We start from the raw sequence: 20502 nt of genomic DNA on the forward strand, positions 1-20502 counted from the left end.
ATTATTAAACTTCTTCTAAAAGGTTGAATATCATATCTTTGTGTGCTATAATAGGCGAAGTAAAAAATATTGAAAGGAAATGGTCAAATGAAGAAGATATTTGCGACAATGGCAGCGGTAGTTATTTCAGCAGCTGTGATGACAGCCTGCGGCGGTAAAGTTCCCGAGAATACAGTACATTCCATTGATGACCTTAACGGCAAGACGATAGGTGTGCAGCAGGGTACAACAGGTGATACTCTGGCAAGTGATATCGATGATGCTAAGGTGGAAAAATATAACAAGTATGCAGATGCTGTACAATCACTCAAACAGGGCAAGGTGGATGCAGTCATAATCGACAGCGATACGGCTTCGGCATTTATAAACAAAAACGATGATATCGAGCTTCTGGACGAGGGCTTTGCCGATGAGGAGTACGCTATTGCCATGAATCTGGATAATACCGCTCTTCAGGCTGAGATAAATACCGCTCTCGATGAGCTTAAAAAAGATGGCACACTTGATGCTATCAAGAATTATTACGACGGTGAATCCGCAGGAGAGAATAAATTCACTCCCGATGCGAATGCCGATACAAGCAAGGGCAAACTGGTAATGGCAACTAACGCCGAATTCCCGCCTTATGAGTATAAGGAAGGCTCGGATATCGTCGGCTTTGATGTTGATATGATGACCGCTGTCTGCCAGAAAATGGGCTATGAGCTTGAGATAGAAAATATGCTTTTCAATTCCATTATACCCGCAGTCAAGTCGGGTAAGGCAGATGTTGGCGTTGCAGGTATGACAGTTACCGAGGACAGACAGCAGAATGTTCTGTTCAGCGACTCTTACACAACTACTCATCTTGTGGTTATGGTAAGAAAGTGATCCGTAGATAAATACAGCGGGCTGTCCCGTAGATCGGGGACAGCCCTTGAAATTTGGAGGAAAAAATGGACTTCGTACAAAGCTTCAGGCAGAACTTTATAGAAGGTGATCGCTGGAAGTATCTTACTGACGGTCTGGTGGTCACACTGGAGATAACAGGCGCAGCAGTGCTGCTGGGTCTGCTGCTCGGATTTATAGTAGCTATAATAAGGTGTACATATCTTAAAACAGGCAAGATGAAGATCGCGGATGCCTTGTGCCGATTATATCTCACGGTAATACGCGGCACGCCTATGATGGTTCAGCTGCTCATAATATACTTTGTTGTATTTGCCAGCGTGAACGTTTCAAAAACGCTGGTGGCGATAATCGCATTCGGTATAAACTCGGGCGCCTATGTGGCTGAGATAGTCCGCGGCGGTATAATGAGCATCGACAACGGTCAGATGGAAGCAGGCAGAAGCCTTGGTCTGAATTACAGGCAGACTATGACCAGTATCATCATGCCCCAGGCACTAAAGACAGTTCTTCCCGCACTTGCCAACGAGTGCATTGTGCTGCTGAAAGAAACATCTGTTGCAGGTTATATCGGTATCTATGACCTTACAAAAGGCGGAGATGAGATCCGTGCACAGACATATTCACCGTTCCTGCCTCTGATCGCGGTGGCAGTGATATATCTGGTGATGGTCATGTTCCTGACATTCCTTGTCGGTAAACTTGAAAGGAGGCTGTCTGCAAATGATAGACGTTAAGGGTCTTAAAAAGAATTTTGGTGAGATAGAAGTCCTCAAGGGTATCGACGAACACATCGAAAAGGGCGAGAAAGTGGTTATCATCGGACCTTCGGGTTCCGGTAAATCAACTTTTCTGCGTTGCCTTAACCTTATGGAAAAGCCTACCGCAGGTGAGATACTTTTTGAGGGAAAGGATATCACTAAGCTGAAAGAAAAGGAGATAGACCATGTCAGACAGCGTATGGGCATGGTTTTCCAGCATTTCAATCTGTTTCCGCATATGAGCATCAGAAAGAATATCACTTTTGCTCCCGTAAAGCTGGGTCTTATGACAAAAGACGAGGCTAATGCCAAGGCTGAGGAGCTTTTGAAAAGAGTAGGTCTGCCTGATAAGGCTGACGAGTACCCCACTAGACTTTCCGGCGGACAGAAACAGCGTATCGCCATAGCAAGGGCGCTTGCCATGAATCCCGAAGTCATGCTTTTCGATGAGCCTACCTCGGCACTTGACCCCGAAATGGTGGGCGAGGTGCTTGAACTAATGAAACAGCTTGCTGATGCAGGTATGACTATGGTCGTGGTAACTCACGAGATGGGCTTTGCCAAGGAGGTTGCATCCCGTGTGATGTTCATGGCTGAAGGCTATGTAATGGAGCAGAACACCCCGAAGGAGTTTTTTGAGGATCCAAAAAATCCCAGACTGAGGGAATTTCTGTCAAAAGTTCTTGCCTGACAGCGAAATATTGGCAAAAAATAATTGTAAGCAGTCACAATTAGTGTGACTGCTTTTTTGATGAATATATTATTTTTTTCTTACTTGTAACATATACAAATAATTTAACATATCGTATTATTAATTAAACGCGGTTTTTGTTTAAGATAATTGTCAAAGTTATACAATTATCAAGAACCAATTAGATCATATCAACCTTACTCTCAGGCTAATGTCGCGATTATTTAGAGAAAATTCACAATTGGGTATCAATACATACTTGAAAAACAAGCAGTTGTCCGCTATAATCAAAATTGAAGGGAAATGAATGAATATAACGATTACTCGCGAATGGAGGTCTTGCTATGGGGATATATGATATTACTGTTAAGGACGCTAAGGGTAATGACGTTGCATTGTCTGAGTACAAAGGCAAGGTGCTGCTGATAGTAAATACCGCCACACGCTGCGGCTTTACTCCTCAGTATGAAGGTTTGGAGAAATTGTACAAAAAGCATAAGGATGAGGGTTTTGAGATACTTGGTTTCCCATGTAACCAGTTTGCAAATCAGGCGCCTGAATCCGAGGATGAGATCATCGCTTTCTGCAAAGCGAATTACGGTGTTACTTTCCGTCAGTTTGCCAAGATAGATGTCAACGGTGAGAACGAATCGCCGCTGTATACTGCTCTTAAAGCAAAGCGCGGAGGCGTACTTGGAAATAACATCAAGTGGAATTTTACTAAGTTTCTGGTTAACCGCGAGGGCGAAGTGGTAGAGCGCTTTGCTTCCGCAACGACCCCCGAAAAATTGGAGAAAAAACTTCTGGAGGTGCTTTGACATGGATCGTTTTGCGCTTGAAAGTTATCTTGCCCAGGGCGTAGAGCGCATGGTTCGTGATATGATACGTGTGGCTGCACGCGATCCTAAGACGAGTGCTTTCGTATTGAAATTTTCAGCGGAATGTATGAAAGCTTCCAAAAAAAGAGAACGCTCAAACAGGAACGGCAGCCATGTGCCGCCGTTCCTTATATGCAGTCTTACCGAGGATTGTCCTCTGCATTGTGCAGGCTGCTATGCCAGAGCAAATCACTGTCACGGTTCGGATGAAAATAACCTTAGTGCCAATGAATGGCTGGATGTTTTCAATCAGGCGGCTGACTGTGGCATAAGCTTTATACTACTGGCAGGCGGTGAACCTCTGTTAAGGCGAGATGTTGTATTTTCAGCGGCAAGATGCCAGAACTTATTCTTTCCTATATTTACCAATGGTACGGTCATAGATGATGAGTATACCGAGCTTTTTGATAAGCATCGCAATCTGTTCCCAGTAATAAGTATAGAAGGCGGCAAAGCATCGACTGACGGCAGACGCGGCAGCGGAGTTTACGATACCATTATGGACAAGATGACCGCACTGCAGAAAAAGAGGATACTTTTCGGTGCGTCCGTCACCGTGACTAAGGCTAATATGGACGAGGTGCTTGGCGAGGAATTCATTTCTATGCTGAGGGATAAGGGCTGCAGAGCTGTATTTTATGTTGAGTATGTGCCTGTTGACGGCAGGGACGAACTCGCACCCGATGAAGCAGCGCGTGCTTCCTTTGATGCCCGCCTTGCTGAACTGAGGAAAGATCATAATGAACTTCTGTTCGTATCCTTCCCGGGCGATGAACATTCATCAGGCGGATGTCTGTCTGCGGGCAGAGGATTCTTCCATATAAACTCCCACGGCGGTGCCGAGCCTTGTCCGTTTGCACCGTATTCAGACAGTAATGTGCGCGATAAGTCCCTGACCGAGATAATGGAATCCAGGCTGTTTGCTGAGCTTCGTGAATTGGGCGTGCTTGAAAGTGAACATAACGGCGGCTGTGTCCTGTTTGAAAAACGGGATGTCATACGTTCATTGTTCCCGCAACACTCCGGTTCAGAAAAAACTGACCGCACATAATTCTATATGTCATTTATCCGCAGAGGCGGTGCGCTTATACGGCGGCCTGCCCCTGCCTTTTTATGTCTTGACACCAGTACACGGCGGTGATATAATCAGTAGTGGATATTGCTATAATAATTGGATGAGGTGAAAGGATGGAACAGCAGATCAAGATCAACTACCAGCGCAGACTAGATGATATTATACGCGGACTGGATGAGGCTTCGCCTCCGCCGAAGCTTCTCCTGCACAGCTGCTGCGCTCCCTGTTCGTCATACGTGCTTGAATATCTGTCACAGTATTTCAGTATAACTGTTTTTTACTATAACCCTAATATATATCCCCCCGAGGAGTATGACCACAGGGTAAAAGAACTTGAACGTCTTATCGCTCAGCTTCCTGTTAAGAATCCCGTCACCCTTATTGAACGCGGTTATGATCCGCAGGAATTCTATACCGCGGTGAAGGGGCTTGAGAATATTCCCGAGGGCGGTGAGCGCTGCTTTGCCTGCTACCGTCTGCGGCTGGAACGTACTGCTCAGCTGGCAAAGGAGCTGGGTGCAGATTACTTCACTACCACCCTGTCTATATCGCCGTATAAAAATGCCGCAAAACTCAATGAGATATCCGAGGAGCTTTCAGAAGTCTATTCCACAGCTGCACTGCCTGCCGATTTCAAAAAGAAAAACGGCTATAAGCGCTCTATTGAGCTTTCCGCTCAGTATGATCTCTACCGTCAGGACTACTGCGGCTGCATTTTTTCCAAACGCGAAAGGGAACAGCAGACCTGATACCGATCATGTAACTGCAGATGCAGCTCCGTACTTTACGGTTCGGGGATGTATTTTATGCCAATTTCTGTCTGGCGGTTGACAAAGTGCCTTATATGTTGTAAAATATAACGTAGTTATAAGATGACATCTCTCTGACCAATAAAAAGATATCTGTCAGCGGGATAAATGTATACCAAAAGACAAAGTGTAAAAATGGAGGAATAACATGAATATCAAAAAAATAACAGCTTTGCTCTCTGCTATGGCGATCTGCGCTAATACCGCTGTATGTGTTTCCGCTGAAGAAAACAGGGTCTATAATGTCCGCAGTGTGATCTCCAGCGAAGAATTCGATTATCAGTCATGGAACTGGGATTATATTTCCGAAGGCACAAATACCGTGACTCTTATATCCCCTAAGGACAGCAAGGGAGAGTATTCCGGCTTGAAGGGTATCGGTATGCTGGCTATAGACCTGGAAGACTGCTATTTTGATATAGGTACTGTCAGGGTCGATTCCATTAAAGTTGACGGCAGACATCTTGATTTTGATCCCTCTGCAATAGTGTACGGCGCAAATGACGGCGAGGATAACGATAATTTCCGCATCGAGCTGTTCAATAGCTTTGGCGAAACAAAGGATCGTCCTCCTTTCGATGCTTCTTCAGTAAATGTAAATGAAAAGGTGGAAGTCACTTTCACGTTCAGTACCGAGGGCTACAGCGGCGGAACCCGCGAGTTCAGCGGAAGTGTTGTAGAAAAGAAAAAGTCCAATAGCCCACAGCCAATTACCGGCTTCAATGTTAAGATAGGCAGGTATACCGAAAACCGCTCACCTGTATTTGACAGCAGTATCAAGTGCGATATCACCGGAAATAAATTTACTGCTGATCTTGAGCGAGGACACTATGATGTCTCCATAAGCAAGGAGGGCTATGTTGAAAGGGTCATCAGGAATGTTCCTGCCGGCAAACGTGTTCCCTCTGAACTCAGCAATGTTGATCTGAGAGTGTTCGGCGATATAAACGGCGACGGTGCTATAAACGTTACTGATATCTCTTCGGCAGCAGCGTATGTCAAGCGTGCGAAGTCATTCAGTGAAGAGTATCAGTCCAAAGTTGCGGACTGTTCACATGACGGCAAGGTGAATGTTGCGGATATTTCAGCGATTGCGGCTGCTGTTAAGGGCGTCAGAAAAATAAAATAAAAAAATTGAAAAAAAGACTTGACAAATCAGGTTTTATAGTGTATAATATATAAGTCGGTTGACGAGAGTACTCAAAACGACCGACTGTTAGCTGCTATGGCTCAGGTGGTAGAGCACATCCTTGGTAAGGATGAGGTCCCCAGTTCGAATCTGGGTAGCAGCTCTTTTATATGACCGATATCCGTGAGGGTATCGGTTGTTTTTTTGCCTTGAGCAGTGATATGATAATAAAAGTCCCGCATCATATACATGATACGGGACTTAATAAATATCAAGCGCAGATGGAGAGATTTGAACTCTCGCGACGGTATTCCCGCCCTACCGCATTTCGAGTGCGGACCCTTCAGCCACTTGGGTACATCTGCGTACTGTTCAGAACAGCTTATTTATTATAGCACACTTTTTCAAAAAAATCAAGGGGTTTACGAAATTTTTTCTGTGCAACCATTAATATGAATTGACAACCGCCTGCTGTGATGATATAATCAAATTGTATACTGTCTGACTCAGTACAGAAAAATTCGTGCAGATATATTATAGGAGGAAGATGAGTGAAGCTTTCAAAATATATAAGACCCTACCTGCTGTTCGTGCTCCTTGCACCGTTCTGTATGGTTGGTGAGGTATTTATGGACCTTCTACAGCCCAAGCTCATGTCAAAAATAGTCGATGACGGAGTTCTCGCAAGCAACTACGGACTCATAATCAGGACCGGTATAATCATGCTGTGTACCATCATATTCGGAGGTATCTGTGGTTCAGCATCTGCGTTTTTCGCAGGCTGTGCCTCTCAGGGCTTTTCGCGCGGTGTGAGGAATGACCTCTTCAGAAGGGTCATGGGTCTTTCATTCCAGCAAACTGATAAATTCACAACAGGTTCCCTTGTTACCAGGATAACTGCCGATGTTACGGCTGTCCAGCAGATGGTGGATTTTCTTATCCGTGGATTTGTCCGTAATATAATAATGTTCATAGGCGGCATAATCATGATGCTTAACCTTGCAAAAAGCTTTGGCATGATAATCGCAGTGGCACTGCCTGTCGAGGCAGCTATAGTCATATTCATAATGCTCCGCGCGAACCCTCTGTATGCCATAGTCGCAGGGCGGCTTGACAGTGTCAATTCAGTCATGCAGGAGAATGTCACAGGTGCAAGAGTTATCAAGGCATATGTCCGCGAAAAGCATGAGCAGCAGCGATTTGAAGGCGCTAATATGGGGCTCACCGAAGCCAACCTGAAGGTTCAGGAGCTCATGGCACTGCTGTCGCCGCTTCTCATGGTGATAATGAATCTCTCTGTCATAGCCGTCATATATATAGGCGGCTGGCAGGTGCAGGCTAAGAAGATGGAAGTAGGTGAGGTCATGGCTGCCATAACCTACCTCACATATGTGCTGCACGGCATAATGATGATATCCATGATGTTCCAGACAATGGCAAGGGCAGGTGCATCCGCAAAGCGTATCAGTGAGGTGCTTGATACAGAGCCTGTCATAAAGGACGGCGACAAAAGCTTTGCTAGTACTAAAAAAGGTACAGTTACTTTCAGGAACGTCACTTTCGCTTATCCCACTTCAAGCGGTGAACCTGTACTGACAGATATCGACCTGGATATCAGGGCAGGGGAGAACATAGCGATACTCGGTGCAACAGGCTCGGGAAAATCCTCCCTGGTCAATCTTATACCCCGTTTCTATGACCCCGATAATGGCGAGGTGCTGGTTGACGGCATAAACGTCAGGGAATATAAGCTCGATGAGCTCCGCCGACGTGTGGGTATAGTTCTGCAGAAGAGCGAGCTTTTCTCTGCCACCGTTGCCGAGAATATCCGTTGGGGCGATGATGATGCGACGGATGAAGATGTCATCAAAGCCGCAAGTATAGCACAGGCGGATGAATTCATAAGCCGTATGCCCGATGGCTATGAAAGCATCATAGCTGAAAAAGGCGCATCACTTTCAGGCGGACAGAAACAGCGTATGTCCATAGCAAGGGCTGTACTGAAGAAGCCCGATATACTTATATTTGATGATTCCACTTCAGCACTCGACCTCGGCACCGAGGCAAAGCTGCGTGAAAATCTCAGGAAAGAACTGAAAGGAACGACTGTTATAACTATAGCTCAGCGTATCGCCAGTGTGAAAAACTGCGACAGGATAGTTGTCCTCGACCGCGGCAGGATAGTTGGCTGCGATACCCATGACGAACTTCTCCGCAGCTGTGAGGTCTATAAGGATATCTACAGTTCACAGGTAAAAACACAGGGAGGTGAAGTGTAATGCCTCCTATGCCCCAGAATCCCAATAACAAGCAGCAGCCGGGCGGAAGACATGCTGCACTGATAAATGCCGAAAAACCCAAGAACGCCCGATTGACTCTGGCAAAACTGCTGAGATATATAGGAAAGAGCAGATACCTTTTCTTCGTGCTTATGGCTGTCATGCTCGTGATGACCCTGCTGGGTCTTGCCGCACCGTATATACAGCAGATAGCAATAGACTGCATAACACTTGATAAAAAGAAGCTCGATGTTGACACCGGAAGGCTCGTTAAAATACTCATTGTGCTTGGCATTGTATATCTGCTCAACTCGGTATTTTCCTATCTTCAGGGGATATTCTCCGCAAGACTTTCCCAGCGCACAGTATCTACCATGAGACGTGATCTCTTCGGTGATCTGGTAAAGCTTCCCATAAAGTACTTTGATACCCACCGCCACGGCGACATCATGAGCCGTATGACCAACGATGTTGAAAATATCTCAAACACCGTTTCACAGTCCATAGGCTCGCTTATATCGGGTGTGCTGACTGTCATCGGCTCCATAATAATAATGTTGACCTATTCGCCTCTGCTCACACTTATATCTCTTTCCACCGTGGCACTGACGATATTCGTATCGGGCAGGATGACCAAGTATATGCGCCGCTATTTCATTAAACAGCAGATAATACTCGGCAAGCTCAACGGCCATGTTGAGGAGATGGTAACAGGCTACCGCACTGTAGTGTCATATTCCAAGGAAAGCGCTGCTGTGGCAGAGTTCAATGCTATGAGCGATGAGCTCCGCAAAACGGGTATCCGCGCCCAGATATGCGCAGGTATCATGGGACCTCTCATGAACTGCATATCGAATTTCGGTTTTGTTATGATAGCTGCATTCGGCGGCTGGTTCAGCTATAAGGGCTGGATAACCGTAGGTACTATACAGGCGTTCATACTTTACTCAAAGCAGTTCTCACGTCCCATAAATGAGATAGCCAACCAGTACGCTAATATTCAGACAGCTATCGCGGGTGCTGAACGTATCTTTGAGGTAATGGAAACTCCTCCCGAGCCCGATGAAGGTACAGCAACAGTCACTGCTGAGGATATACGCGGCGATATCCGCTTTGAAGATATCCATTTCAGCTATGACCCCGAAAAGCCTGTGCTGAAAGGTCTTGACCTTGATATCAGGCAGGGAAGCAAGATAGCTATCGTTGGTGCAACGGGTTCAGGCAAGACCACCGTTGTAAATCTGCTCACAAGGTTCTATGAAGCGGACAGCGGACGCATGACAGTAGACGGTACGGATATCAGGGATATACCAAAGGATGAACTTAGAAAGTCAATAGGCATAGTTCTTCAGGATACAGTGCTTTTCAAAGGCACTGTGGAGGAGAATATCCGCTACGGCAGGGAGGATGCACCCGATGAGGATGTACGTCGTGCCGCTGCCCATGCCAATGCCGACGGCTTTATAAAACATCTCCCCGAAGGCTATAAAACACAGCTTGCCGAGGGCGGCTCCAATCTTTCTCAGGGACAAAGACAGCTCCTTGCAATAGCAAGGGCGATACTGGCAGACCCGAAGATACTCATACTTGACGAAGCGACTTCAAGCGTTGATACCCGAACCGAGATGCATATACAGTCCGCTATGGTGGCACTGATGAAAGACCGCACATCTCTGATAATCGCCCATCGTCTGTCAACTATCCGCGATGCAGATATGATAGTGGTGATAGACGGAGGAAAGGTTGCCGAAAAAGGCAGACATGAAGACCTTATCGCACAGAAAGGCTGCTACTACGAGCTCTACCGCACCCAGTTCGCAGGCAGTAAGACCTGATAACTGACTTTTACCCGAAATGAGGAACAACTATGAATGTAACATATATCCACGAACCCACCGACCTCCAGTGCGGACAGGCGGTGCTGGCTATGGTGCTTGGTCTGCCTGTGGCACAGGTAGCTGAGGACCTTCAAAACGATCGTGAGACTGATCTGAAAGAGATGAAGTCGTATCTGCGTGCCCACGGTGCATGGGTATCCGATGTACGTGTGCAGGTCACCGAAAAGTCATCTCTGCCGCCTGTTTGTATGCTCAGTCTTGAAACGCCCCGATGCTGGCACTGGTCACTGTACTGCGATGGCACGTTCTATGATCCCGAACACGGTGTTCTTGACGATTTTCCTGATTCAGCCCGACGCTATTACTGGGAGATCAGATTATAAAATAACGGGAAACAGCCCGATCGTGAGCTGTTTCCCGTTTTGTTTATCCGCTATTTGATTATCAGGTTGAAAAGACCAAGTACAAAGCCTATCAGCGCACCCAGATTGACTATGGTGCCAAGCTCCTTCTTCATTACCGTCTGTACCAGCTGTTCCATCTTTTCTACAGACATACCATTGATCTTGTCCTCTACCATAGCCGCAAAATCCAGCTTCTCAAAAAGCTTGTCCACGTAATTGTTCACAGCACTGCGGTAGATCTTGCCTGTCAGCTCGCCAAGACGTTCCTCGTCAACTTTGATGAGTTCCAGAAGCTCCATGCCGCTCTTTTCACCGAAGTCAGTCAGCTTGTTTTCTATCACAGGCTTCACGAACTCCATGCCGTCGCGTTCTATCATCGAACGCATCTTACCTGCCAGCGGTGCGGTGAATGACTGTATCTTCTCCTCGGGTATCAGCTTTGCGAACATTGTGGTGCTAAGTTTTTCTTGTATAGAATCGTTGCACTTGCTGACAACTATCTCGGGCAGCTGTGAAGCCGTAAGCTCATCGACTATCTGTCTGCTCAGCATCTCGCTGAGTTTTGAACTTCCGTCAGCGTAAGTTTCCTCCGAACATTTTGTCAGCTTGCATATCTCATCCTTCAGCTTGTTTGAAAGCTCTGCAGTTATCGTGTCGGTTATGCGTTCCTCTATCTCGCCGCCCAGCAGCTTAGCTTTGATATCGTCCTTTGTCACAAGCTCCGTACCCACAACTCTGCCCACTGCTTTCGCCAGCCTCGGCTTGCCCTTTGGAATGGCGCCCGGTGTGAATGGTACCCTGTGACCCATGAAGTAAACCTCATGCTGCGGGAAGAACAGCATCTTCACCGCGATGTAGTTAGTAAAATATCCTATGACCGCACCTATCAGCGGTGCAGCCAGCATTTTAAGTATTTCCATTATTCAGCACTCCTCGTTTGTTGTCTTTTTTCTGTCTTTAGTTAGTATAGTATAGCACTTATTTGAGCCGTTGTCAATAAATCAGATGTTACCTGTGTAACTTACCCTGTTAGTATGCTTTGTATTTGTATTATCATTTATCAAAATGTGAACAAAAAGTAAAAAGACACTAATTTCTTGATACGGGCTTGAAATATCTGAAGAAAAATGTTATAATGGTAAGCGTGTAATTATGATAAAAACTATGTTATATCTAAGTTTTTTATCCTGCAAAAATATTTGAATGGAGGAAACTGTATGTCTGAAACGAAAAAGTCTCTGGCAGAGCTCCAGGCGCTTATTGCTGACAGCGCTGCAAGAACAAGGCTGACATATCTGTTTGATGAAGGAAAATTTACCGAGCTTGATGCTTTTGCGGGTGAGGCTGCCGGCGTTGTAACTGCCTACGGCTATGCTGACGGTGAGCCTGTATATGCGTTCTCTCAGGACGTTTCCGTAAAAAGCGGCGCTATGACCGAGGTCGGTGCGCGAAAGATAGCTAAGGTTTATGACCTGGCTGCCAAGACGGGTACACCCGTTGTAGGTATTTATGATTCCTACGGTGCTGATGTTAATGACAGCGCAGCTGCACTGAGGGCTTACGGTGAGCTTATGCTGTGGACAGCAAATCTTTCGGGCGTAGTACCTCAGATAGCTGTTGTTGCAGGTGTATGCTCGGGTACTGCCGCACTGCTGGCTGAGGCTGCTGATTTTGTTGTTATGGCAAAGGATGCCAGCCTGTACGCAGTTCCTAATGCAAAGAGCAACGGCTCTGCTGAAAATGCTGCTGCAAACGGAACAGTATGCGCTGTATGCGATGATGATAAGGCTGCTGTTGAAAAGGCAAAGGATATTCTTCTGAAGCTGCCTTCCAACAACCTCTCACCCGTACCTGTGTATGAGTATGAAGAACCCACAGCTGCTGCAGGCAGCGATATAGATAGCCTGACAAAGGCTGTGTTCGACGCTGACAGCGTTATCGAACTCAGCGCGGGCTTCGGCGGTGCTGCTTATACCGCTCTGGCAACTGTCAACGGTGAAACAGTAGGCGTTGCCGCAACAAACAAGACCAAGGATAGGCTGACCGAGGACGACTGCGCTAAGCTGGCAAGATTCGTCCGCACCTGTGATGCTTTTGCCGTTCCCGTAGTTACCTTCGTTGATACCGAGGGCTTTGCAGGAAATGACGATACCGAGGCTGCAGGCGCTGTAAAGAGCATGAGCAAGCTGGCTCACGCTTATGCTGAGGCTACCACCGCTAAGGTCAGCGTAGTTACAGGCAAGGCTTACGGTGCAGCATATATAGCACTGGCAGGCAAGGGCGCAAATGCTGATGTTGCATACGCTCTGCCCACAGCAGTTATATCCGCTCTCGACCCCGTTACCGCTGTCGAGTTCATGGAGCATGACAAGCTGGCAGGCGCTGAAGACCTGACTGCTGCAAGAAATGCTCTGGCTGATGAGTTCGCTAAGACTCAGGCAAGTGCTGCAAATGCAGCTGTGAACGGTCTGGTAGACGGCATCGTTGATGCTTCACAGCTCAGAAGTGCTGTAGTTGACGCTCTGGCTATGATGAGCGGCAAGAGGATTTCCAGACTTCCCAAGAAGCACAGCAATATCCAGCTTTAATATGTAAATAATTGTAAAGGACGGTATAGTTATGAAAAGATATAATATCACTGTTAACGGTAAGGCTTACGATGTAGCTGTTGAGGAGGTAGGCGCTGACGCTGCTGCTCCTGTAGCTGCTGCTCCCGCACCTGCTGCAAAGCCCGCTGCTGCACCTGCACCCGCTGCTGCTCCCGCAGCTAATGTTGAGGGTACAAAGGTAACTGCTCCTATGCCCGGCAACGTACTCGATGTAAAGGTATCTGTAGGTGATACAGTTTCCGCAGGTCAGGCTATCGTTGTTCTTGAGGCTATGAAGATGGAAAACGATATCAACGCACCCGTAGCAGGCAAGGTACTCAGCATAACCGCTACTAAGGGCTCACAGGTAGATACAGGTGCAGTACTGGCTGTTATCGGCTGATGCCCCTTATCAGACTTACCAATAAGTGAAAGGAACGATATATAATGGCTAAGCTTAAAATAACCGAGACAGTTCTCCGTGACGCCCATCAGTCTCTGCTGGCAACGAGAATGTCTATGGACGATATGAAGCCTATCCTCTCAACAATGGATAAGATAGGTTTTTATTCCGCTGAATGCTGGGGCGGTGCTACATTTGATTCCTGCATCCGTTTCCTGAATGAAGATCCCTGGGAGAGACTCAGAACTCTCAGAAAGGAAATGCCCAACACAAAGCTCCAGATGCTGTTCAGAGGACAGAATATGCTGGGCTACCGTCATTACGCTGATGACCTGGTAGAGTATTTCGTACAGAAGTCCATCGCAAATGGTATCGATATCATCAGAATATTCGATGCACTTAACGATATAAGAAACCTCCAGACAGCTATCAAGGCTGCCAATAAGGAGAAGGGTCACGCTCAGGTAGCTATCTCCTATACTCTTGGTGAAGTATTCACTCATCAGTATTATATGGATTACGCTAAGCGTATCCAGGAGGCTGGTGCTGATTCTATCTGTATCAAGGATATGGCTGCACTGCTCACTCCTTATGAGGCTGAAACACTGGTAAGAGATATCAAGTCTGTTGTTGATATCCCTGTACAGCTCCACACTCACTATACCTCAGGTCTGGCTTCCATGTGTATCATGAAGGCTGTTGAGGCTGGTGTTGATGCTGTTGATACCGCTATGTCTCCTCTCGCACTGGGTACTTCCCACGCTCCTACCGAGTCTATCGTGGCTACATTCCAGGGCACAGAGTACGATACAGGTCTTGACCTCGTAAAGCTCAACGAAGTAAGAGATTACTTCATGGGTCTGAGAAAGAAGTACATCGACAATGGTCTGCTGGATCCTTCCATGCTGGCTACAAACACAAATGCACTCCTGTATCAGGTACCCGGCGGAATGCTCTCCAACCTGCTCAGCCAGCTGAAGCAGGCAGGCAAGGCAGATCAGCTTGAGGACGTTCTCAAGGAAGTTCCGAGAGTACGTAAGGATTCAGGCTTCCCGCCTCTGGTTACTCCTACTTCCCAGATCGTTGGTACACAGGCTGTGTTCAACGTTATCATGGGCGAAAGATACAAGACTGTTACCAAGGAGTTCAAGGGTCTTGTCAAGGGCGAATACGGTAAGACTCCTGTTGATATCGACCCTGCATTCCGTAAGAAGATACTGGGCGATGAAGAGCCTATCGACTGCCGTCCCGCAGACCTGCTCAAGCCTGAGTTTGATACAATGAAGAAGGAATGCGCTGAGTGGACAGAGCAGGAGGAGGATATCCTGACCTACGCTATGTTCCCGAAGGTAGCTCCAAAGTTCTTCAAGGACAGACGCGATAAGAAGTACGGCGTTGACGGTGCTCATTCCGATGCTGACAACAAGGTACATCCTGTTTAATTTATAATTGTTTTCATTAGCGGATGGCACGTTGTGCTGTCCGCTTTTTGTTGGTGCGAAGTGGGGAGGATATAAGCCGAAGAGTCCACTTCCAATGCCCAAACCGATATACACCATGCAAATTTTGTATGCTGTACCGAAAAAAGCCGAAAAAACCGAAAAATTCGGGAAAAGATGTAAAAAATAATAAGTTTTTTCTGAAAAAGACTTGAAATATCTTCTGAAATGGTGTATAATAGATTCAGAAATTTTTTCTAGGAGGTACAATACAATGGCAAATGTAAAAGTTGCAATTAATGGTTTTGGTCGTATCGGCCGTCTGGCTTTCAGACAGATGTTCGGTGCAGAGGGTTATGAGATCGTTGCTATCAACGACCTGACAAAGCCCTCCATGCTGGCTAACCTGCTGAAGTTCGATACCGCACAGGGCGGTTACTGCGGCAGAATAGGTGAGAATACTCACACTGTATCCGCTGATGATGAGGCTAACACCATCACAGTTGATGGCAAGACTCTTCAGATCTATGCAAAGGCTAACGCTGCTGAGCTGCCTTGGGGCGAGCTGGGTGTTGACGTTGTTCTCGAGTGCACAGGTTTCTACTGCTCAAAGGCTAAGAGCCAGGCTCACATCGACGCTGGCGCTAAGAAGGTAGTTATCTCTGCTCCTGCAGGCAACGATCTGCCTACAATCGTTTTCTCTGTTAACGAGAAGACTCTGACTAAGGATGACAAGATCATTTCTGCTGCATCCTGCACAACTAACTGCCTCGCACCTATGGCTAAGGCACTGAATGACTACGCTCCTATCCAGAGCGGTATCATGAGCACCATCCACGCTTACACAGGCGATCAGATGATCCTCGATGGTCCTCACAGAAAGGGCGATATGAGAAGAGCTAGAGCTGGCGCTGCTAACATCGTTCCTAACAGCACCGGTGCTGCTAAGGCAATCGGTCTGGTTATCCCTGAGCTGAACGGCAAGCTGATCGGTTCTGCACAGAGAGTTCCTGTTCCTACAGGTTCTACAACTATCTTGACTGCAGTTGTTAAGAAGGCTGACGTTACTGTTGACGGCATCAACGCTGCTATGAAGGCTGCTGCTTCCGAGAGCTTCGGTTACAACACCGATCCTATCGTTTCTTCTGACGTTATCGGCATGAGATTCGGTTCTCTGTTCGATGCAACTCAGACAATGGTTTCCAAGATCTCTGATGATCTGTACGAGGTACAGGTTGTTTCTTGGTACGACAACGAGAATTCTTACACATCTCAGATGGTAAGAACTATCAAGTACTTTGCAGAGCTGGGCTAATCCCAATTAATTGCAACGATATATCCCCCGAGGTCGTCAGGATCTCGGGGGATTTTTGTCAGTTATCCCAGCTTCTTGAGATATTTCTCTTTTCTTCTTCGTTTATTATTTCATTTAACACTGAAAAATATGGAATCATGATAGCGTCCCAATATTCACTTGCAGCATCTATATCCAAAGAGTCGTTTTCATCTACTTGATATTTATGATTAATATCAGGATATAGTAACTTCCAACAATCTATTATTATTCCATGATTGCAAGTTATTTTACAGGTAGTATAATCGTCATTACGTTCAATCTTTTCAACAGAAATATCTGCACCAGTGTACCTTGATAATATTTCAGAGAAAGTAAGTTCCTCTTTTTCAGATGCAAATCCGTTTGGTGAATATTCACTTTCATAATATATGTATTTATCGTTTGAAAACATTCCTTCTGTTGGTCTAATCGTTAATGTGCTTACATCAACTAAGGCGTTATCATCATAAAGCATTTTACCCAAATTTGATAGACTTCCATAATTATAGAACTTATATAAGTAAGTTTTTCCACTTTCTGTCATAGCAACTTTCCAAGGAGCGTCAGATTCTGATATTTCGCTATAATCGACTATTTTCGTAACTTTTTCTTGTGCATCATTTTCAACAACTTTTATAAACGCTTCCTGCATTGGCAGTTTTTCATGCTCAATTATTGGCTCGATGACAGGTGCGGTCGTTGTCGTTTCAGCTGTAGTAGTTGTTTCTGTAACAGTTGTTTCAGTGGGCTGTTCAGATTCAGCTTCGTTGGTGTTTGCAACGGTTGTTGTGGTCGTGGTTTCTTTTGCTGTGCTGTTTGCAGTTTCACCACATGATGACATAACTGCGATCACAGCAAGGATAAATGGGAATATCCGTTTTTTCATAATGATCACCTCATTTTATAAAATATCCCGACTTGGGATATTTCTATTATACCATAATGGTATAATAGTGTCAAGAGGTGGTAGCATGAGATTGAAAGAACTGCGAAAGAAAAAGCACATAACTCAGCTCAGGCTAGCTATGGATCTGAACATGAACCAGAATAGCATAAGCCGTTACGAAACTGGTGAGCGTGAAGCGGATTATAAAACGCTTATCCTTTTTGCTGATTATTTCGGAGTTTCCATAGATTACCTCTTAGAACGCACTGACGACCCCACCTTTCACAAATGACTTTCTGCCTTCGGGCAGTTTTTTTATTCACCCACCCGTCTTCTCCCGCATAAAATATGATAAATTAATAAAGGGAGGTCACATAATGAAAAGTACTGTATTCCTGTGCGTGGAGGGAGATACGCGGCAGGCGTATGTGTGTGAAAGCCTAAGGGCTTTCGGAAATGTATATATCATTGGAAAAGACGGTGCGGTTCCCGAGAATATGCCCGAAAAAGCTGACGTTCTTGTGCTGCCGATGATGACGGGCGAAGAATATGATATTGACCCGGCTATGGTCACATCACATTTAATATCTGGAGGACTTGTTCTTGGCGGAAGACTTTCACATGGTCAGAAAAAGCTTTTCAGTGATATGGGGTTTTCTGCAGAAGATTATTTTTTGCGTGAAAGTCTTGCGCTGAAAAATGCTGTCCCCACTGCTGAAGGTACACTTATGACGGTCATGGCGAATACCACCGGCACTGTTTATCAAAGCAGGATCCTCGTTCTGGGTTATGGCAGAACGGGAAAGTCTTGTGCGCGACTGTTCAGCGCGGCTGGCGCTGATTGCACCGTTGCCGCGCGCCGCCCCGAAATCCTTGCACAGGCGTGGTCTGATGGTCATCATACCGTTCATCTTTCCGATATAGCCAATAGTGCGGACAGCTTCGATACTATTATAAATACAGTACCTGCTGTGGTGCTCACGGAGGAAATACTGTCATGTGTCCAAAAAAACTGCCTTATTGTGGATCTGGCATCAATGCCTGGCGGCACAGACTTCTTTGCTGCCGAAAGGCTGGGCATAAAAGCCATTCATGCCCTGGCACTGCCTGCAAAAGCCGCACCTGCCGCATCAGGAAGGTATATTGCTGAAACCATTATTGAGATGTTAGAAGAAAGGGGGATGACCAATTGCTGACAGAGAACAAACTGAATGGCATAAGGATAGGCTATGCCCTGTCAGGTTCGTTCTGTACCTTTGAGAAAAGCCTTGCTGCAGCTGAGGTGCTTCGTTCAATGGGTGCCGAACTGCTTCCGGTCATGTCATTCAATGCCGCTTCACTTGATACCCGTTTCGGCAAAGCTGAAGATTTCATCCGCCGCCTTGAAGCTATCGCAGACAGACCCGTAATAAAAACTATCGCTGATGCCGAACCAATAGGTCCCCGAAAGCTGTGCGATATAATGGTTGTTGCACCCTGTACCGCCAATACAGCCGCCAAGCTGGCACTTGGCATTACCGATACGCCCCTGACTATGGCAGTAAAGAGCCACCTCCGAAGCGGCCGACCTGTTGTTGTGGCGATATCCACAAATGATGCCCTTGGCGCTTGTGCAAAAAATATAGGCATCCTTCATAACTACCGCCATTACTACTTTGCTCCCTATTCTCAGGATGACCACGCAGGAAAGCCTGCATCAATGGTTGCAGATCTTTCTCTCCTCCCTGATACTGTCGCCCTTGCACTTGAGGGCGTGCAGATACAGCCCGTGATACGCTGAAAGTATTGACTTTTCAGCGCTGTTGCTTTATAATATATATGCGAAGAACGGTGCGTAACGTCCCGTCCTTAAAGTAACAGCATCGGGAGGTCATACTATGGATATAGTAAAGATCGTCATCACGGGCGGACCGTGTGGAGGAAAATCAACGGCTATGAGCCTTATCATGAAAGAGTTTGATAAACTCGGTTATACGGTGCTTTTCGTGCCTGAAACAGCAAGCGAGCTCATAGGCGGCGGAGTAGCCCCCTGGACCTGCGGCAGAAATGTTGATTTCCAGAAATGTCTGTTTGCCCTGCAGCTTGAAAAAGAAAGGGTATTCCGTCAGGCAGCTATGACTATGGGCAAGGATAAGTACCTGATAGTGTGCGACAGGGGAGCTCTTGACAATAAGGCATATATGTCCTCTGATGAGTTTACCGAAGTGCTTGACAGTATCGGCATGAAAGAGGTCGAGCTCCGCGACAACTATGATGCGGTGTTTCACCTTGTTACTGCGGCAAAGGGTGCTGAAAAGTTCTATACCCTTGATAATAATACCGCAAGGACTGAAACCCCCGAGCAGGCACGCGAGATAGATGAAAAGATAATCGCCTCATGGACTGGTCATCCTCATCTCAGGGTAATAGATAATTCCACCGACTTTGAAGGCAAAATGCAAAGGCTAATGGCTGAGATAGCTTCGTTCCTTGGGGAGCCTGAGCCCCTTGAGATAGAGCGTAAATTTCTTATCGAATATCCCGACACTGCTATGCTGGAGGCACTGCCCAACTGCTCGCGTGTGGAGATAATACAGACCTATCTGAAATCAGATAACGGCGATGAAGTCCGCGTGCGCCAGCGCGGCACAGGCGGAAGTTTCGTATACTACCTCACCCGCAAGAAAAAGATATCCGAGATGAAGCGCGTTGAGATAGAACGCAGACTTACTCAGGAAGAATACCTTGCCATGCTTATGGAAGCCGATACATCCAGAAGACAGATACGAAAGACAAGGTATTGTCTTTCCGAGAACAACCTATATTACGAGATAGATGTCTATCCCTTTTGGGATGACAAGGCTATCGCAGAGATAGAACTCAGTAACGAGAGCACCGAGATAGTGTTCCCTGATTTCATAAAGGTGATAAAGGAAGTCACCGATGACGAATCCTATAAAAACGCTGCACTTGCACTGATATAATAAAGCACAAAGCCCGAAAGAGGAACATCCTTTTTCGGGCATTTTTTATGGTTATCCCGCTGACACACTCAATTAAATGGTGTTATATCGGAACTTGAAATACTTGGCGGTTATCCTTTTTCCCCACCTGCGGCG

Annotated in this window: 20 protein-coding genes and 2 tRNA genes; 19 read left to right on the plus strand and 3 right to left on the minus strand. The window is 46.4% G+C overall.

From position 1 onward, the window contains the following. Positions 1-87 precede the first annotated feature (87 nt). The 8 genes from RUMAL_RS03105 (at position 88) to RUMAL_RS03140 (ending at position 6394) form a co-directional block, all read left to right on the plus strand. Positions 88-870, plus strand: coding sequence for a transporter substrate-binding domain-containing protein (locus RUMAL_RS03105; protein WP_013497353.1), 783 nt, complete (start codon positions 88-90; stop codon positions 868-870). 65 nt (positions 871-935) lie between these two features. Beyond that, positions 936-1625: an amino acid ABC transporter permease gene (locus RUMAL_RS03110; RefSeq protein ID WP_013497354.1), complete on the plus strand. Its 690-nt coding sequence runs from the start codon at positions 936-938 to the stop codon at positions 1623-1625. Further along, positions 1612-2340: an amino acid ABC transporter ATP-binding protein gene (locus tag RUMAL_RS03115; RefSeq protein WP_013497355.1), complete on the plus strand. Its 729-nt coding sequence runs from the start codon at positions 1612-1614 to the stop codon at positions 2338-2340. The genes RUMAL_RS03110 and RUMAL_RS03115 overlap by 14 nt, the downstream gene beginning before the upstream one ends. A gap of 344 nt (positions 2341-2684) precedes the next feature. Continuing rightward, positions 2685-3158, plus strand: coding sequence for a glutathione peroxidase (locus RUMAL_RS03120; protein WP_013497356.1), 474 nt, complete (start codon positions 2685-2687; stop codon positions 3156-3158). 1 nt (position 3159) lies between these two features. Further along, positions 3160-4269: a radical SAM/SPASM domain-containing protein gene (locus tag RUMAL_RS03125; RefSeq protein ID WP_013497357.1), complete on the plus strand. Its 1110-nt coding sequence runs from the start codon at positions 3160-3162 to the stop codon at positions 4267-4269. 137 nt (positions 4270-4406) lie between these two features. Then, positions 4407-5042, plus strand: coding sequence for an epoxyqueuosine reductase QueH (locus RUMAL_RS03130; protein WP_013497358.1), 636 nt, complete (start codon positions 4407-4409; stop codon positions 5040-5042). A 208-nt stretch (positions 5043-5250) separates the two neighbouring features. Continuing rightward, positions 5251-6231: a dockerin type I repeat-containing protein gene (locus tag RUMAL_RS03135; RefSeq protein ID WP_013497359.1), complete on the plus strand. Its 981-nt coding sequence runs from the start codon at positions 5251-5253 to the stop codon at positions 6229-6231. A gap of 90 nt (positions 6232-6321) precedes the next feature. Next, a tRNA-Thr gene (locus RUMAL_RS03140) sits at positions 6322-6394 on the plus strand. A 113-nt stretch (positions 6395-6507) separates the two neighbouring features. Here RUMAL_RS03140 and RUMAL_RS03145 read toward each other — a convergent pair. Then, positions 6508-6596, minus strand: a tRNA-Ser gene (locus RUMAL_RS03145). A 186-nt stretch (positions 6597-6782) separates the two neighbouring features. On the opposite strand from RUMAL_RS03145, the gene RUMAL_RS03150 reads away from it, so the two are divergent. From RUMAL_RS03150 to RUMAL_RS03160, 3 genes are read left to right on the plus strand one after another with little or no spacing between them, the layout of a single operon-like run. Then, positions 6783-8510, plus strand: coding sequence for an ABC transporter ATP-binding protein (locus tag RUMAL_RS03150; protein WP_013497360.1), 1728 nt, complete (start codon positions 6783-6785; stop codon positions 8508-8510). After that, positions 8510-10345: an ABC transporter ATP-binding protein gene (locus RUMAL_RS03155; protein WP_013497361.1), complete on the plus strand. Its 1836-nt coding sequence runs from the start codon at positions 8510-8512 to the stop codon at positions 10343-10345. The genes RUMAL_RS03150 and RUMAL_RS03155 overlap by 1 nt, the downstream gene beginning before the upstream one ends. A gap of 32 nt (positions 10346-10377) precedes the next feature. Continuing rightward, entirely contained in the window at positions 10378-10731 is a 354-nt protein-coding gene (locus RUMAL_RS03160; RefSeq protein ID WP_013497362.1) for a hypothetical protein, read from the plus strand. Positions 10732-10781: 50 nt separating this feature from the next. Here the strand turns inward: RUMAL_RS03160 and RUMAL_RS03165 are convergent, their stop codons facing one another. Then, positions 10782-11672, minus strand: a complete 891-nt coding sequence (locus RUMAL_RS03165; RefSeq protein WP_013497363.1) for a DUF445 domain-containing protein — start codon at positions 11670-11672, stop codon at positions 10782-10784. A 297-nt stretch (positions 11673-11969) separates the two neighbouring features. On the opposite strand from RUMAL_RS03165, the gene RUMAL_RS03170 reads away from it, so the two are divergent. The 4 genes from RUMAL_RS03170 to gap all read left to right on the plus strand — a co-directional run bounded on the left by RUMAL_RS03170 (position 11970) and on the right by gap (position 16497). After that, entirely contained in the window at positions 11970-13340 is a 1371-nt protein-coding gene (locus tag RUMAL_RS03170; RefSeq protein WP_013497364.1) for a carboxyl transferase domain-containing protein, read from the plus strand. Positions 13341-13371: 31 nt separating this feature from the next. Then, positions 13372-13743 (plus strand): biotin/lipoyl-containing protein, encoded by a 372-nt coding sequence (locus RUMAL_RS03175; protein WP_013497365.1) that lies wholly within the window; start codon positions 13372-13374, stop codon positions 13741-13743. 44 nt (positions 13744-13787) lie between these two features. Further along, complete coding sequence (locus RUMAL_RS03180; protein WP_013497366.1) at positions 13788-15185, plus strand: oxaloacetate decarboxylase subunit alpha; 1398 nt, start codon at positions 13788-13790, stop codon at positions 15183-15185. A gap of 271 nt (positions 15186-15456) precedes the next feature. After that, positions 15457-16497 (plus strand): type I glyceraldehyde-3-phosphate dehydrogenase, encoded by a 1041-nt coding sequence (gene gap / locus RUMAL_RS03185; protein ID WP_013497367.1) that lies wholly within the window; start codon positions 15457-15459, stop codon positions 16495-16497. 58 nt (positions 16498-16555) lie between these two features. Here the strand turns inward: gap and RUMAL_RS03190 are convergent, their stop codons facing one another. Beyond that, positions 16556-17404 (minus strand): hypothetical protein, encoded by an 849-nt coding sequence (locus RUMAL_RS03190; protein ID WP_013497368.1) that lies wholly within the window; start codon positions 17402-17404, stop codon positions 16556-16558. Positions 17405-17489: 85 nt separating this feature from the next. On the opposite strand from RUMAL_RS03190, the gene RUMAL_RS03195 reads away from it, so the two are divergent. From RUMAL_RS03195 to RUMAL_RS03210, 4 genes are all read left to right on the plus strand, one after another. Further along, positions 17490-17696, plus strand: a complete 207-nt coding sequence (locus RUMAL_RS03195; RefSeq protein WP_013497369.1) for a helix-turn-helix domain-containing protein — start codon at positions 17490-17492, stop codon at positions 17694-17696. 85 nt (positions 17697-17781) lie between these two features. Beyond that, positions 17782-18600: a serine carboxypeptidase gene (locus RUMAL_RS03200; protein ID WP_013497370.1), complete on the plus strand. Its 819-nt coding sequence runs from the start codon at positions 17782-17784 to the stop codon at positions 18598-18600. Then, positions 18594-19184: a dipicolinate synthase subunit B gene (locus RUMAL_RS03205; protein WP_013497371.1), complete on the plus strand. Its 591-nt coding sequence runs from the start codon at positions 18594-18596 to the stop codon at positions 19182-19184. The genes RUMAL_RS03200 and RUMAL_RS03205 overlap by 7 nt, the downstream gene beginning before the upstream one ends. Before the next feature lie 97 nt (positions 19185-19281). Next, the gene (locus tag RUMAL_RS03210; protein ID WP_013497372.1) at positions 19282-20367 is read left to right on the plus strand and encodes an AAA family ATPase; all 1086 of its coding nucleotides are present in this window, start codon (positions 19282-19284) and stop codon (positions 20365-20367) included. Positions 20368-20502 lie beyond the last annotated feature (135 nt).

Source organism: Ruminococcus albus 7 = DSM 20455 (genome assembly GCF_000179635.2).
In the GTDB taxonomy this organism is placed as follows: Bacteria; Bacillota; Clostridia; order Oscillospirales; family Ruminococcaceae; genus Hominimerdicola; species Hominimerdicola alba.

Coding starts and splice junctions, on each gene's coding strand:
- RUMAL_RS03105 (WP_013497353.1), top strand. CDS start 88: ATGAAGAAGATATTTGCGACAATGGCAGCGGTAGTTATTTCAGCAGCT.
- RUMAL_RS03110 (WP_013497354.1), top strand. CDS start 936: ATGGACTTCGTACAAAGCTTCAGGCAGAACTTTATAGAAGGTGATCGC.
- RUMAL_RS03115 (WP_013497355.1), top strand. CDS start 1,612: ATGATAGACGTTAAGGGTCTTAAAAAGAATTTTGGTGAGATAGAAGTC.
- RUMAL_RS03120 (WP_013497356.1), top strand. CDS start 2,685: ATGGGGATATATGATATTACTGTTAAGGACGCTAAGGGTAATGACGTT.
- RUMAL_RS03125 (WP_013497357.1), top strand. CDS start 3,160: ATGGATCGTTTTGCGCTTGAAAGTTATCTTGCCCAGGGCGTAGAGCGC.
- RUMAL_RS03130 (WP_013497358.1), top strand. CDS start 4,407: ATGGAACAGCAGATCAAGATCAACTACCAGCGCAGACTAGATGATATT.
- RUMAL_RS03135 (WP_013497359.1), top strand. CDS start 5,251: ATGAATATCAAAAAAATAACAGCTTTGCTCTCTGCTATGGCGATCTGC.
- RUMAL_RS03155 (WP_013497361.1), top strand. CDS start 8,510: ATGCCTCCTATGCCCCAGAATCCCAATAACAAGCAGCAGCCGGGCGGA.
- RUMAL_RS03160 (WP_013497362.1), top strand. CDS start 10,378: ATGAATGTAACATATATCCACGAACCCACCGACCTCCAGTGCGGACAG.
- RUMAL_RS03165 (WP_013497363.1), bottom strand. CDS start 11,672: ATGGAAATACTTAAAATGCTGGCTGCACCGCTGATAGGTGCGGTCATA.
- RUMAL_RS03170 (WP_013497364.1), top strand. CDS start 11,970: ATGTCTGAAACGAAAAAGTCTCTGGCAGAGCTCCAGGCGCTTATTGCT.
- RUMAL_RS03175 (WP_013497365.1), top strand. CDS start 13,372: ATGAAAAGATATAATATCACTGTTAACGGTAAGGCTTACGATGTAGCT.
- RUMAL_RS03180 (WP_013497366.1), top strand. CDS start 13,788: ATGGCTAAGCTTAAAATAACCGAGACAGTTCTCCGTGACGCCCATCAG.
- gap (WP_013497367.1), top strand. CDS start 15,457: ATGGCAAATGTAAAAGTTGCAATTAATGGTTTTGGTCGTATCGGCCGT.
- RUMAL_RS03190 (WP_013497368.1), bottom strand. CDS start 17,404: ATGAAAAAACGGATATTCCCATTTATCCTTGCTGTGATCGCAGTTATG.
- RUMAL_RS03195 (WP_013497369.1), top strand. CDS start 17,490: ATGAGATTGAAAGAACTGCGAAAGAAAAAGCACATAACTCAGCTCAGG.
- RUMAL_RS03200 (WP_013497370.1), top strand. CDS start 17,782: ATGAAAAGTACTGTATTCCTGTGCGTGGAGGGAGATACGCGGCAGGCG.
- RUMAL_RS03210 (WP_013497372.1), top strand. CDS start 19,282: ATGGATATAGTAAAGATCGTCATCACGGGCGGACCGTGTGGAGGAAAA.